Here is a 13718-nt window from a genome sequence, read left to right as displayed (position 1 = left end):
ATTATTGTTTATACCTGTTCCTACTTATTTACCCCATAAACGCCTTCGGGAGGCAGAGGTCGTAGGTTCGAATCCTGCTATTCCGACCAAGAATTCAATGAAAACGGCCACTTAGCTCTTAGAGCAAGTGGCCGTTTTTGTGTGCGTGCGGGTTAGCTCGGCGGGTTAAGCAGGCCGACCACGCTGACCAATATCAGCACGGCGCCCAGCACGCGGAAAAACAGCCCGGTGTCGGCATTCAGCAAGTAGCGGTGGGCTTTTTCGCCGAGTAAGTGGCCGACAAAAGCGCAGGGCAACAGCCAGAGCTGGTGGATGAGCTGTAGGTCAACGCCCGCAATCACAAACGACACCATTTTGATCACGACCAAAATAAACCACAGCACAAACATGGTGTCGCGTAACTGCTCTTTCGCGACGTGAGTGGCGAACACGGACACAATCAGCGGTGCGCCAATCAGCGACGTGCCGCTAACGTAGCCTCCCAGCCCCAGCAGTACATAATCCACGTACTTATTGTTACTTCTAAACGGTTTATTCAGCACATAGCCGATAGCGTAGATGATCACGATACCGAAGATGATACTGGTCATCACATTGGCGGGCAGAGTGAGCAACCCAACTACCCCTACCAGCTTGGGCACGATCATGATCTTGAGCGCTTTACCTAAATAGCCCCAGTCGATGTTGCTCTGAACCGCAGCGCTGCTGCCCGCCTGCTGCAGCTGACGATGCCCATTCCAGGCAATCCAACTGGAAAAAATCAGCAGATGAATAGCAATAATCGGCAGGAACACCAATGGTTCGTTGACGACGAGCAGGAGAAACGGCAGCGCCAATACCGCGCCGCCAAAACCTAAGCTCGTGCGCACAAAACCGCTCCAGGCAAAGATCAGCCCAATCAGCACGTACTGATACCAAAGTAAATCTGCCATAGCGTTGATAGGTTTCCTTACAGTGATGGGATCAGCCCAGCTGCCACCAGCGCGGCAGCAGTGCGCGCACCTGGGCATGGGCAAAACGGTCATCCATTAATACCACAACCCCTTCATCGTCGGGGCTGCGGATCACTCGCCCGGCGGCCTGTATCACCTTGATCATCCCAGGAATACGGTAGGTATAGTCGTCTCCCCGGCCAAAGCGCGCCTGCAATCGGGCTTTCAGCGCTTCGTTAAAGTCGTTAAACGGCGGCAAGCCCAGTGTTGCCACAAAGGCACCGATCAATCGTTCACCGGGAAGGTCAATGCCCTCCGCAAAGGCACCGCCCAACACGGCAAAACCGATGCCTTTACCGCCGGGGGCAAAGCGCGCCAAAAACGCCTCGCGCTCAGGCTCCTGCATGCCGCGCGTTTGCCCGAAAACGGGAATCTCAGGGTGCGCCTGCTCGAATGCGTTCATCACCTGTTCGAGGTAAGCAAAGCTACTGAAAAATGCCAAGTAGTGCCCCGGCTTGTGCTGATAGTGCGCCGCCAGTGTCGCAACAATCGGAGGCACCGACGCCGTGCGCTGATGGTAGCGGGTAGAGATCTCGCTACGCACATGGACCTCCAGCTGCTGCGCCACGAAGGGAGAGGCCACCTCGCGCCAGACGCTGTGCTCCGGCAGCCCCAGCAGGTCGCGATAGTAGTGAAAGGGCGACAGCGTGGCGGAAAACAGCACCGTGCAGTGAGCGCGCTTAAAGCGCGGGGCGAGAAAGTCCGCCGGGATCACATTGCGTAGCCCAAGCACCGCACTTCCTTTGCCCTGACTTTCCAGATCGCACAGGGAATGCTCGTCAAACGATTCCGCCAAGCGGCAGAACGCCAGCGCTTCAAACAGCAGCTCTTGAAGCGCCTGATTCGCCCCTTCGGGGTGCTCCACGAGATAATCAGTCATCGCCCCAGCAAGGGTATGCAGTGCGCTCACCAGTTTGGTGGGCAGCGTTTCTAGCAAGTGGTAACGCCGCTCCGGCGCTTGGGCGGCCACCTCTTTATTGAGCGCCTGCCACTGCCTGCCTACGCGGGCCAGCGGCTTGGCTAAGGCGGGCGGGGAGTGACGGCGCAGGAAGCTCAAGCGCTGCTGGGAGAGCGCGGCGCTGTACATGCCGCGAGCACGGTCTACCAGGTTATGCGCCTCATCTACCAGCAGCCCCACTCGCCAGTCGTTGGCTTGAGCAAGCCCGTGCAGCAGCGCGTGGCTATCGAACCAGTGGTTTACATCCCCCACCGTCACATCGGCCCAGCGGGCCAGCTCCTGGCCTAAGTAGTAGGGGCAAACCTGATGCGCCAGCGCCACCTCCCGCAGCGCATCGCGCGCTAGCCAGCCTTTTTCCACCGCCGCTTGGCGGGCGGCAGGCAAACGGTCGTAAAACCCTTTTGCTAAAGGGCAGGCATCGCCCTGACAGGCGGCACCGGGGTATTCACAGGCTTTATCGCGGGCGACGAGTTCCAGCACCTTCAACGGCTGCGCGGGGGCATCTAGGCTCGCCAAGGCATCCAGCGCGAGGCGGCGGCCAGGGGTTTTCATAGTGAGAAAAGCGATGCGGTCGAGCCGCTGGCGGGGCATCGCGGAGAGCATGGGAAACAGCGTGCCCAGGGTTTTGCCAATGCCGGTGGGCGCTTGGGCCAGCAGGCAGCGTCCGGTGCTGGCGGCTTTGAACACATCTTCGGCCAACGCCCGCTGCCCTGGACGAAAGTCCACGTGGGGAAAGGTCAGCGTGGCGAGCCACGCATCGCGGCACTCGCGGTGGGCGGCCTCCTGCTCGGCCCAGGCTAAAAAGCGCTGGCACTGGTCGGCAAAAAACGCCGCTAGCTCCTCGGCACGGGCATCAAGCGTCAGCCGGGTTTCCTGGCCGCTGGCAATATCCAGGTACACCAGCGCCAGCGTGATGTGTGAAAGGCCGCGCTCGGCGCAGAGCAGCGCGCCGTATACCCTCACCTGAGCCCAATGCAGTGCTCGCTGGTTATCCGCCATGCGCGCTAGGCTGCCGCGATGGGTCTTGACCTCTTCAACGCAATTCGCCGCCACATCGAAGCCATCGGCGCGGCCCGCCACGCGTAGCCCCTGATATTCGCCGGAGAGCGGTAATTCGGCCAGGTAGCCCGCTATGTTTTCCCGCCGTTTGGCCACCAGCGCGTGGCCTTCAATGCCCTCTTGGGCGCTGGGAGCGGGGGTAAAACGGTGGTCGAGGTCGCCCTGGCGTGCGGTGAAATCGCACAGCGTACGCACCGCGACCCGATAGCGGCTCATGAAGTAGGCTGCCAGCGCACGTGGCACACCTCGACCGGTATGTCGTGACGGCAGAAGAAATCAATCCAGCGGCGCTGGTTATCCTGCAGGCGGTCACCGGGGCCTTTCACTTCGATCATACGGTAGCGAGGCTTCCCGGCGGGCGCATCGGGCATTAGCTGAATAAGATCCGGCAGGCCTGCCCGATTGTGCTTTAGGTCACTTAGCAAGCGGATAAAGCAGGCGCGTAGGTGCGCGGCGGGCAGGCAGCTAAGCGCGGCTGTTAACAGCGGTTCGCTCAAGACACCCCAGTGCACAAACGGCGAGGTAATGCCCTGCTTCGCGTGCCAAGTCGCTCGCATCGTCTCGCGGTAGCGCCCGTCGTCTAGCTGCGCCAGGCAGGCGTCGATCTCGGCTTGGCGCTGGCGAACAAAGTCCTCGCGGTACAAATCCGCAGGCCCACTATGAAACGGATGAAAAAACGCCCCCGGCAGCGGTTTGAAAATCGCTGGCCAGAGCAACAGGCCAAAAAGCCCGGTAATTAGGCAGTTTTCCACATAGAACACCGGAGTACTGGCGGTGGATAAGTGTTCGGCAACGGCGCGCTCTACCGATTGAGGGCCAGGAAGCTCCAGCACGTAGGTCGGGGCCTCGGCTGCTTTCACTACCTGGGGGGCGGGCTGGTTCAACTTGCGCGCCAAGCGCGGCAACAAGCGCCCAAGCGCTTGGGTTTCGCTCTCTCTCGCCTGCTCGCGCGCGGCCTGAGCGAGTTCATAAGCTTCTGAGTAGCGCTTCAGGCGTTCCAATACTCGCAGCCTGCGTATGCGTGCCTCGCTGTTAGTCGATTCGGCGTACAGCAAAAGCGCTTGTTCTGCTTCACCGCTGCGTTCCGCCGTTTGCCCCAGGGTCAGCAGCAGCCGCGAACGGCGTGCGTCTAGCCAGCGGTTGCCGGAGGCTGCGGGCACATCAGCGGCCAGTCGATCTGGCGGCTCGCCGCTCTCCAGGCGCTCGCGCAGGCGGTGCAGCGTGAGGTAGGTATCCACCTCTTCCCGGCGCTGAAACGCGCGAGACTCTGCGGTCAGCGGCACTTGTTCAAAACGCTGCAAGCCAAGCTCGGTGAGCACGAACTCGGCCCAGTCCTGACGCAGGTTGCCAAAGAACATCAGCCGCAGGCGGTCGCATAGCGCCATGACGTTGAGTCGCACGATGTGCGTTGTGGCGGTAGGCCACCACTGGCGCAGCGGTATTGAATCGGTAAGCACAGGTATTAACACAGATTGGAGCGCCGTTTTGGTGGCATTAGACGACAGCCCAGCGGCTCTGATAGGAGCTTGCAAGGCGTGGCGCAGCTCGCTTAAGCGCAGCAGCCGAAACACCTCCTCCCCACTTAACAGCGGCGCGTCATCTACCCAGCCAAGCGCCAGTAGCGGCGCCAACGCCTGATGGGTGTCGCCAATTTCAGGGTAGCTGAGCTTATCCACACGAAACAGCTCGCCTTTACGCATCACCATCCGCACTAATAGCGCTTGAGAAGCGCGAGGCAGCTGCGACCACTGCTGAAGAACGTGATGCTCATCGGCACTGAGTAAATCCCCGTGGCGCGCCTGCACCCACGCGACCACGAAGCGAAAATTCGCTAAGTAGTAGAAAGGATCATCGAGGGAGGCGGTCGCCGGAGCGGCAGAGGCACTGTTCATGCATCCATTGTAACAGCGCGAGCGACCGTTGGTTAACCCACGCGGTGTTGGTAAAGCACTTCCAAGGCATCGTCAGCGGCTTGCTCGTCGGCGTTCAGTGTGTCATAGGATGGCTCGCTCACACGCGGGGCAGGCTTCGCTTGGGCAGCTGGCCTGCGCCCGCCTACCAGCACGTACCACTCTGCTTCGGTCAGATAGTGCTGGCACCAACGGCTTAGGCCATCGGCAACGGCATCGCGGCTGCGCTCGCCGCCTCGAAACGCGGTCGCCAGGTGAAGTAAATCCTGGCGAGCAGTGCGGGCACGGGCGTTGCCCCCGTGCACTTTAGTGAGCGGGCAGCGTCGGTCGTAGGCCGCGTTGGTGAGGGCATTTAGCCAACGCTCCACTTCATGTGCCTGAATACCGCCGTAAACTGCCACGCGCCGCTCCCCACGTTGAACGATAAGGTGAAAAAGAGGTAACCGCCTACAGGATAGGCCAAAAAGGCATAAGACTGCCCGAATTTCGTGTAACTGTCACCTTAATGCCTTTTTTCACGCCCTTTTCGCTTCATTAAAACCTTGCAGTACGTTCACCACGTTGACCCCGATATCCGCAACGGCGTAGCCCCCTTCCATTAAAAACACGCAGGGTAGCCCGGCCTCGGCAAGACGTTGCCCAAGCGCAATAAAGTCGGCGTGTTGAAAGGTAAAGGCGCTGATCGGGTCGTCTTCAAAAATATCCACACCCAGCGACACCACCAGCAGCTCGCACTCGGCCTGATGAATGCGCGCCAGCGCATCGTCTAGCGCGGCCATCCACGTCGCAACGGAGGTGCCCGGCGGCAGCGGGTAATTGATCGTGAAGCCCTCACCTACTCCTTCGCCGGTTTCGTCGGTGTAGCCCGAAAAGTAGGGGAAGGTCACGTCAGGGTCGCCGTGGAGCGAGGCGAACAGCACATCGTCACGGCGATAGAAGATCTGCTGGGTGCCGTTACCGTGATGAAAATCCACGTCGAGAATCGCGACACGGCGCTTGCCAGCGTCCAGCGCGCGCTGGGCAGCGATGGCGGCATTATTGAAAAAGCAGTAGCCGCCGAATTGATCCACCGCCGCGTGGTGGCCCGGCGGTCGGCACAGGCCGAAGGTCGGCTCGCCAGTAGCGAGGGTATGATCGATTGCCGCCAGCGCGGTATCTTTACTTGCCATGGCAGCGGCAAAGGTGCCTTCCGTAATTGAGGTTTCAGCAGCAAGGGCGTAGTAGCCCAACTGGCCGCTCACCGACTGGGGAATACGGTCACCGCGCATCGTACGGGCTGGCCAGATATTGGGGATGGCCTCGCCCGCGTGGCCCGCCGCTTGCCATGCCTGCCAGCAGTTTTCCAAGAACGCGACGTAATCAGCATCGTGAACCGCCAGCACGGGCGCAAGGCCGTAGTCACTGGGCGAACGAACTTCAAACGCGGCTTTGCTCAAGGCAGCCAATACCAAATCCATCCGCTCGGGGCACTCAAAGGGGGTAACTAAAGCGCCATCGTGCAGTTCGCTACGGGCTTGGCGCTGGCGGCTACCTTCGGAAAAAAACGTTAGCATGCGGTTTCCTTCTTTATGCGTGATACGGCCAGTCAGCTGCCCAACGACGCTTTTGGGCTGGGGTCTGCTGCTTTAACTGATACTCAGCACGGCTGGCAGCGGCACGGTCGGCAAAGGGTTGCGCGCCCAGTAACGCTAGTGGCGGGTTTGCCCGGGTATAGCGCGCGCCTTTACCCGTCGCGTGGGCTTGGTAGCGTTTGGCGAGGTTGTTAGTAATCCCTACATAGGTACCGCGCCTACACTCAAGCAGGTACAAATACCATGGAGAAGTGGCTGTGTTTTCCATAGCGGCTCGTTAGCTGGTCGTAGAGGTAGACACTTCCTGTTCGGCCATTAAACGCTCAAGCTCTGCCAGCGGCATGGGTTTCGCTAGCCCAAAACCTTGGAATAAATCACAGCGGTACGCCAACAGTCGCTGATGCTGCTCGTTGGTTTCCACGCCTTCAGCCACCACATTAAGGCCTAGGTGATGAGCCATGGAGATCACCCCCTGCACAATAGCTGAATCACCGTCGCTGTTGGTGATCTCACTGATAAAACTGCGATCAATTTTGATCGTGCTGATCGGCAAGTGTTTGAGATAGCTCAAACTTGAGTAGCCAGTACCAAAATCATCAATCGACACACTGACCTGCATAGTGTGTAACTCATTAAGAATATTGATTGCTGCGTCGGTATTATCCATCAGGATGCCTTCGGTCAACTCTAGGGCCAACTGCTCTGCTGGCAATCCAGTATCCAATAACGTTTGACGCAGCGTGGCTAGAAAACTGTCACGGTGGAACTGCAAAGGCGAAAGATTCACCGCGACCCGCAGCTCCCCCAACCCGCTGCGCTGTAACTTGAGCATATCCTTACAGGCCCGCTGCAGCACCCATTCGCTAATCGGCATAATTTGCCCAGTAGCCTCCGCCAAGGGAATAAAGCGGGCAGGGGAAATATAACCTTTAATAGGGTGCGGCCAGCGCAGCAGTGCTTCCACGCTGTCGATTCGCCCATGCCGGTTAAACAGCGGCTGATAATGCAATTCAAAGCCTTGGTGGTCGATGGCTTCCTGCAGGTCGTTACGCAGGCTGACCCGCTCGTTGGCCACTTCGTTGATGTCGTGGCTGAACCACGCATAGGCGTTACGGCCTTGCTGCTTCGCTTTGTACATCGCCATATCCGCTTGCTGAATCAGGGTTTGTGGTTGGGGAGTATCGGGCTGGCTCATGGCAATACCCACGCTGGCGGTCAAATACAGCTCATGGCCAGCAATACAGTAAGGCTTAGCGAGCGCTGGCAATAAACGCTCCGCCACGTCAATCACTTGCCCTTTATCAACGATATTAGTAAGCAGTAGTACAAATTCATCGCCCCCTAGCCGGGCAACCGTATCCGCTTGCCGCAGGGCAGCACGCAGGCGCTTAGCGACCTCTATCAATACTTGGTCGCCCACTGCGTGCCCTAGCGTGTCATTGATGGGCTTGAAATCATCTAGATCTACAAACAACACGCTAATGCGCTCACCACTTTCTTGGGCATGGGCGAACCGTTGATGCAGCTTTTCTTCAAACTGCATACGGTTGGGTAAGCGAGTGAGGTCATCGTGGGTGGCATGATAAGCAAGGCGTGCCTCATAAGCTTTATGCTGTGAGATATCGTGCTGCACACCTACAAAGTGGGTGATATGCCCTTGGTCATCCCGCACTGGAGACACATATAAGTCGTTCCAGAACGGCGTGCCATCTTTGCGGTAATTGCATAGCGTCACCTGGGTCTCACGCTGCTCCTGAATACCACAACGTAGCTTAGCGACCATGGCAGGATCGCTATCAGGCCCCTGCAAAAAACGGCAATTCTGGCCAATCACTTCACTTTGTGAGTAACCCGTCATAGTGCTAAAAGCTTGGTTAGCATACACAATCGGCACATCAGGCTGGCTGGCATCAGCAATTACCACCCCGTTCACACTGGCTTCCACGCTGCGCTCAAGGATACGCAGCCGAGTCTGCTGCCTGCGTTTCTCTGTAACGTCTTGGGCGATACCGTAAACCCCTTCAACACTGCCATTCACTGTGATGGGTAAGCTGATCAAATCCAGAATACGACGCTGCGATTGACTATCGGTGATGGTAATTTCATTACGTGAAATACCGCCCTGCAGAACGTGCTTAAAATACGATTTGATATAATCACGCCCATGCTCTTCTACAAAGTCAGAGAAATGACGCGCGACAACTTCCTCAAGAGGAAAGCCGATCACCTTGCCGCAGGTTGTATTGGCCGTCATGAAATAGCCGCTTTTATCCAGCGAAAATACCGCGTCCGGATGATGTACAAACAGCGAACGGTAGCGCTGCTCACTCTCCTCAAGGGAGTGGCGAGCCGCCGCCAGCTCTCTTGCGCGGGCGGTACTTGCCCTGGCTAATCCCACACTAAATGCCAGCAACCAGCTCATCACCAAGCCACCCACCGTGACGCTAATGGGCATTACACCTAATAAATACCAGTTGTAATGCTGGCCTGGGTAGGCGCGCAGCGTTAGGTTAACGCCCCCTGGCAGCCCAGCCAGGCGGCTTGCTAATACCAATGAGGAATAAGTGATGTTAGCCCCAGCAAACCCGGAGGGATGAAGCGTCAGCAGCAGTTGCTCGCCTTGGCTGACGCTGACCTGAAATGGCCCTAAGGCTAACCGCAGCTCATTATTCAGCAACGTGCTTAAATCTATCGCGGCCAATAGCTGTTGCGATTGGCTAGAGACAGGAATAGCCATCAGCATCATGCTGCGCCGCTGGTTATCGGGCACTAGCAAGCGCGGGCGCTCAAAAGGAATACTGAGCCAAGATTGTACGGTGGGCTTGCTGAGCTGGCTCAATAGCCAGTCGCCGCTCTCTTCATTGCGCCCCTGCGACCAGATTACCCTGCCCTGGTCATCAGCCAGCGCAATCTCTATTAAACTCAGCGTATCGCGAAAATAGTTTTGGGCATCTTGTTCTAACAGGCCTTCGCTTTGGCCCTGGTCAGCAGAGACAATCTCTAGCCGTTCGGCCATGCGCTGCATTAACTGAAGCTGCTCTGTCATGGCCTGCTCAGAGTTAAGCTGAACACTATCTAGTAGATAGCTCGCCTGCTGCTCAATTGAGTCGCGCTGGTGCATGCTAAGCAGAAGCCACGCCAAGCTGCTAGCCAGCACACCTGCCAACCCGACTATAACGGTTAACCGGCCAGGGATTAGGCGTGCAGCACGATGTCGCCAGCCTGCCACCAATAGAGCAGCCCCTAACAGCACAATAAATACCAGGACTGCGATGGGCGAAGAGCTAAACAGCGGTTGATACAGCTCATCGCTTTGCCAAAGCTGGGCCAGCACAAAGCCGCCAAAAAGCAGGAGCCCAACCCCTGTGATCCGCCATAATAAGCGCCATGGTGAACTGCCAACGCCGCCCCCCAAACAAGCACTAACCCAAAGCAAAAAGAGCGTTGATAGCGAGGTCATGCGCCTTTCGCCGGTAATCAGTGACTCGGCAACCCCTTGATCAAGAGAGTTATGGGCCAGGGTATATGCCGTGAGCGCCAACAGTGCGCCTGCAGCGCCCCAACGCAGCCAAGGCCAGTGGCACAATGTCGCCAATAAGCTCATGCCGATCAAGAGGATCGCCAACGAAGCATCAGGAACCAACATAGGCCCAAGCAGCATCTTCGGCAGCACAAGCCCTACCAACAGACCTGCGCCGCCCATAAAGAGCAGCGTCGCTGACACCATTAATAGCAGCGTCTCAGCTGCTAAGTCACGCGTGTTTGATGGCATGAATCCCACTCGCTCCTGTGCGTGGTCAGTCGGCTGCTAGCGTTCAAACGAAACAGCCTCCGCCAGCGCTTTAAGCTGCTGGTATTGTTCATCAAGGTAGCGTCCGTAAGCTTCTCGCGGCCGGAAGTCTACGCCGGAACCGTGGATATGCTGCAGTGTATGGGCAAGCGATGGTTGGGCTAGGGCCTGTTCAAATGCGCCTGCCAATCGCGCAAGACGTTCTGGTGGTGTATCCAACGGGGCGAACAAGCCTCGATCAGTCGTATTCACTAACTCAACGCCTTGCTCCATGAGCGTTGGCACCTGCGGCAATGCCGACAGGCGCGTTTCGCTGGCAACGCCAAGGGGGGTGAGTGCTCCCGCTTTGAACAGCTGGCTTGCTGACGGCAAATTCAGCATCGCGAAATCCAATTCGCCGCCTAACAGAGCCACTACCTGTGCGCCGGTATCGGGATAGTGCACAAACTGCACGTCGTCGATCGAAATACCCGTTTGCTCAAAAAACTGTAACCAGAAAAAGTGATCCGTTGAGTGCGGTATCATGCCAAACAACAACTCGCCGGGCTGCTGCTCCACCATGGCAGCAATTTGGCTGGCCTGAGTAACAGAGTGCCCTGCATAGGTCGCGGGAATATTAACGGTGCGTGTTAATAGTGCCACTGGTGCAAAGGCATCGTGGTAGTAATCCGCAAAGCCAGCAAAATAGGCAAGATCAATCGTTTGATGGCTGCCAAGCAGAGTGTAGCCATCAGCGGGCGCCTCTTTAACAAACTGCGAGCCAAGCGTTGCGCCATTACCCGGCATATTGATTGGTGTAACCGGCACTTCCAGATACGTTTGCGCTTGCTCTGCGATCGCCCTGAACAGCACATCCGTAGCGCCGCCTTCGCCAAACGGCACCACCAGGGTAATATCAGAAGCAGGAAAAGGGACGCTGTTCAGCTCTGCCTGATCACTCGCTTGGGTGCTGGCAGGCAGCCCAATACCAAGAGCGACCGCAAAGGAAGTGCGTAGCAGTATCCTACGGCAAATAGTCAACAGTACCTGCAAAGCGTTCACCCCTTCTCCTGCCTCATACTACTTAGCCTTGCTGGCAACATACCTTGAATTTTCGCCCACTGCCACAAGGGCAAGGCTCATTCCGGCGTGGTTTTAAACGCATGACACTAGGAGTACCGTCGATATACCACCAGCGCCCCTCTTCCCGTACAAAACGCGAGACTTCCTCTAGCACATGCCAGCCACCCGACTCACGAAAAGTGGCGCGAAAATGTACGGAGCCTTGGTCATTTTGCACGGTTGGCGCGGCCACAATATCGAGCGCAACCCACTGAGTATCAGGATCGGGTGGTAGCTGCTGAGGGCGGGTCGAGGAATGCCAGGTGGCAAGTAGGTAGTCACGCTGATTCAACGCGAAAGCAGTGTATCGTGATCGCATCAGCGCTTCGGGCGTTGGTGGCAGCGTGACCCCTTGATAATAGGGCTGGCAGCAGGTTGCCAGCGGAGTATTGCTACCGCAGGGGCAACTTTTAGGCAATGAGTGAGTCATAGGAGTGGCTCTGGCTTGTGCAAGGAGCAAACGATGTAGATGTTTTGTTTCGGTATTAACCCTGAGTTAGGTATAGTAACAGAGCAAGATCCCTAGACAGACGGAGTACGACAACACGGTCGATCATTCTTTCCAAACGCAGTGGAGGTTCTCCTATGAAGGTTTACAAACCGGAATGGCAGTGCACGTTTAGCGTAAACGAAGGCGCGGAAGAATCAGCAAACTGGAAAGAGCGAATCGCGTGGCGGCTTAGAGGGTTTGCCGACCGGCTAGAAGGCGGCGGCCGCACGGTAAAAATCGACTACAACGTCTCACCCCAGGTGAGCCGTGACGAAGTGGATACCTGCTTGGGGAAAGGGTTTGAAGTCACACAACGGCTACTAACCCAACTTGCCCAACAGCAGGCGTGCGAAGATGTGATGCGCCATGCGAAAGCCGAGCTTTACGAAGAGCAGCATCAGCATTAATAGCCAGACCGTAAGCGTCTCACAAAAACACCCGCCCGATGACACCGGCGGGTGTTTTTTATTGGGCGCAAGCAGCCGACCATTAGCCCGCGAAAGGCGCTTCCATGGCGCGGCCCAAACGCTGCATGAAGGCACTGCACTCGTCTAGCTGCGCCGTGTCAATATACTCATCCGGCTGGTGGGCCTGGGCAATACTGCCCGGTCCTAAAATGATGGTTTGCAGCCCCTGCCCCTGGAACTGACCGGCTTCCGTGGCATAGGCAACTGCGTGCTGGCAGCAGCCGTCCGGCAAATGGTCCTGCGCTAACCGCAGCACCTGCTGATTGTCTCGGTCGGCCAGCCCCGGTACCGTCACGTTCAGCGGTTCAGTAATAATTTCCACGGTTTTGCCCTGAGCACTTAACGCCTCACTGAGCGTTGCGCAGTAGTCGCTAAAGCGCCCGTACACCTCTTCAAAGGTTTCTGTGGGTAGGTGGCGAATTTCCCACTCGAACTGGCACTCCCGAGCCATGATATTAATGGCCGTGCCGCCTTTGATTTTACCCACATGCAAGCTGGTATGCGGCACGTTAAAAGCCTCATCCACGCGCCCCTCTTCCACCAGCGCGGCCATAGTGCCCTCGATGAACGTCACTAGCCTTGCGGCCACGTGGATCGCGGACGTGCCCTGATTCACCTGGCTGCTGTGCGCTTCACGGCCAATCACTGTGGTACGCAGGTTGGTCGCGCCCTTTTGCGCCACCACCGGCTGCATGCTGGTGGGCTCGCCGACAATCACGTGGGCCGTGGTGGAGTAGTGCTCATAAAAGCGCTTAATCAGGCTGGGGGCGCCCACGCAGCCGATCTCTTCGTCATAAGAGAAGCCGAAGTAGATCGGCTGCTTCAGCGGTGCCTTCGCCCAGGTGGGCACCATGGCGAGCGCGCAGGCAATAAAGCCCTTCATATCGCAAGTGCCGCGGCCATACAAACGGCCATCACCGCCATCGCGCAGGGTGAACGGGTCACTGCTCCAGGGCTGGCCAGCCACGGGCACCACATCGGTATGGCCTGACAGCATCACGCCGCCGGGGGCATCCGGGCCAATGCGGGCAATCAGGTTGGCTTTGGTGCCACAAGGGCTCATCACCCGCTCGGCGGTCACGCCGTAATCGGCTAAATAGTGCTCAACAAACTCAATCAGCGCCAGGTTCGACTCGCTAGAGGTGGTATCAAACGCCACCAGTTGGGTCAGCAGCGCAGTTACGTTCGTCATGTTTATCTCGTTGGTTAGGCTTTTTAGCCACCCTAGCACCCCGCATTCCCTTTGCCTACTGAGCGCTACCAGCGTCTCGCCGAATGTTGTCCGTCACGACAAGTTCACCGTGCATTCATGAAATCGTCATCTACACTTTCTACTGTTCAGTGCACCCAAAAAACTTAATAAACGTACTGCGCACGACC

The 13718-nt window shown here is 57.5% G+C and carries 11 protein-coding genes; 1 reads left to right on the top strand and 10 read right to left on the bottom strand.

All coding sequences use genetic code 11. The annotated features are described in order from the left end of the window. Window positions 1-152 precede the first annotated feature (152 nt). The 9 genes from L1249_RS02245 to L1249_RS02205 all read right to left on the bottom strand — a co-directional run bounded on the left by L1249_RS02245 (window position 153) and on the right by L1249_RS02205 (window position 11811). A complete protein-coding gene (locus L1249_RS02245) occupies window positions 153-932 on the bottom strand; it encodes a sulfite exporter TauE/SafE family protein (protein ID WP_058578208.1) in 780 nt (259 codons plus the stop codon). Between the two features lie 31 nt (window positions 933-963). Further along, a complete protein-coding gene (locus L1249_RS02240; RefSeq protein WP_235253010.1) occupies window positions 964-3225 on the bottom strand; it encodes an ATP-dependent DNA helicase in 2262 nt (753 codons plus the stop codon). Continuing rightward, window positions 3222-4901, bottom strand: coding sequence for a VRR-NUC domain-containing protein (locus L1249_RS02235; RefSeq protein ID WP_235253009.1), 1680 nt, complete (start codon window positions 4899-4901; stop codon window positions 3222-3224). Before L1249_RS02235 ends, L1249_RS02240 begins: the two co-directional genes overlap by 4 nt. A 32-nt stretch (window positions 4902-4933) precedes the next feature. After that, on the bottom strand, window positions 4934-5320 hold the full coding sequence (locus L1249_RS02230) for a hypothetical protein (RefSeq protein ID WP_137092831.1): 387 nt from the start codon (window positions 5318-5320) through the stop codon (window positions 4934-4936). 114 nt (window positions 5321-5434) lie between these two features. After that, the gene (locus tag L1249_RS02225) at window positions 5435-6472 is read right to left on the bottom strand and encodes a histone deacetylase family protein (RefSeq protein WP_137092829.1); all 1038 of its coding nucleotides are present in this window, start codon (window positions 6470-6472) and stop codon (window positions 5435-5437) included. Window positions 6473-6485: 13 nt separating this feature from the next. Continuing rightward, window positions 6486-6758 carry a GIY-YIG nuclease family protein gene (locus L1249_RS02220; protein WP_062360488.1) on the bottom strand — a complete coding sequence of 91 codons (273 nt, stop codon included), beginning with the start codon at window positions 6756-6758 and terminating at the stop codon, window positions 6486-6488. 9 nt (window positions 6759-6767) lie between these two features. After that, window positions 6768-10262, bottom strand: coding sequence for a bifunctional diguanylate cyclase/phosphodiesterase (locus tag L1249_RS02215; RefSeq protein WP_172415828.1), 3495 nt, complete (start codon window positions 10260-10262; stop codon window positions 6768-6770). Window positions 10263-10298: 36 nt separating this feature from the next. Beyond that, a complete protein-coding gene (locus tag L1249_RS02210) occupies window positions 10299-11321 on the bottom strand; it encodes a Bug family tripartite tricarboxylate transporter substrate binding protein (protein WP_235253008.1) in 1023 nt (340 codons plus the stop codon). 22 nt (window positions 11322-11343) lie between these two features. Next, window positions 11344-11811 carry a YchJ family protein gene (locus tag L1249_RS02205; protein ID WP_058578622.1) on the bottom strand — a complete coding sequence of 156 codons (468 nt, stop codon included), beginning with the start codon at window positions 11809-11811 and terminating at the stop codon, window positions 11344-11346. Window positions 11812-11966: 155 nt separating this feature from the next. Here L1249_RS02205 and L1249_RS02200 point away from each other — a divergent pair, with 155 nt between their 5' ends. Beyond that, a complete protein-coding gene (locus L1249_RS02200; RefSeq protein ID WP_230835133.1) occupies window positions 11967-12278 on the top strand; it encodes a hypothetical protein in 312 nt (103 codons plus the stop codon). Window positions 12279-12360: 82 nt separating this feature from the next. Here the strand turns inward: L1249_RS02200 and argE are convergent, their stop codons facing one another. Then, window positions 12361-13530 (bottom strand): acetylornithine deacetylase, encoded by a 1170-nt coding sequence (argE, locus tag L1249_RS02195; protein WP_058578624.1) that lies wholly within the window; start codon window positions 13528-13530, stop codon window positions 12361-12363. Between the last annotated feature and the right edge of the window lie 188 nt (window positions 13531-13718).

Source organism: Halomonas sp. Cn5-12 (assembly GCF_021532545.1).
Classification (GTDB): domain Bacteria; phylum Pseudomonadota; class Gammaproteobacteria; order Pseudomonadales; family Halomonadaceae; genus Vreelandella; species Vreelandella aquamarina.
This window is presented reverse-complemented; position numbering and strand designations above follow the sequence as displayed.

Bases quoted from the DNA above. Each gene is read 5' to 3' on its own strand.
- L1249_RS02200 (WP_230835133.1), top strand. From the start codon at position 11,967: ATGAAGGTTTACAAACCGGAATGGCAGTGCACGTTTAGCGTAAACGAA.
- L1249_RS02245 (WP_058578208.1), bottom strand. From the start codon at position 932: ATGGCAGATTTACTTTGGTATCAGTACGTGCTGATTGGGCTGATCTTT.
- L1249_RS02235 (WP_235253009.1), bottom strand. From the start codon at position 4,901: ATGAACAGTGCCTCTGCCGCTCCGGCGACCGCCTCCCTCGATGATCCT.
- L1249_RS02215 (WP_172415828.1), bottom strand. From the start codon at position 10,262: ATGCCATCAAACACGCGTGACTTAGCAGCTGAGACGCTGCTATTAATG.
- argE (WP_058578624.1), bottom strand. From the start codon at position 13,530: ATGACGAACGTAACTGCGCTGCTGACCCAACTGGTGGCGTTTGATACC.
- L1249_RS02220 (WP_062360488.1), bottom strand. From the start codon at position 6,758: ATGGAAAACACAGCCACTTCTCCATGGTATTTGTACCTGCTTGAGTGT.
- L1249_RS02240 (WP_235253010.1), bottom strand. From the start codon at position 3,225: ATGAGCCGCTATCGGGTCGCGGTGCGTACGCTGTGCGATTTCACCGCA.
- L1249_RS02225 (WP_137092829.1), bottom strand. From the start codon at position 6,472: ATGCTAACGTTTTTTTCCGAAGGTAGCCGCCAGCGCCAAGCCCGTAGC.
- L1249_RS02205 (WP_058578622.1), bottom strand. From the start codon at position 11,811: ATGACTCACTCATTGCCTAAAAGTTGCCCCTGCGGTAGCAATACTCCG.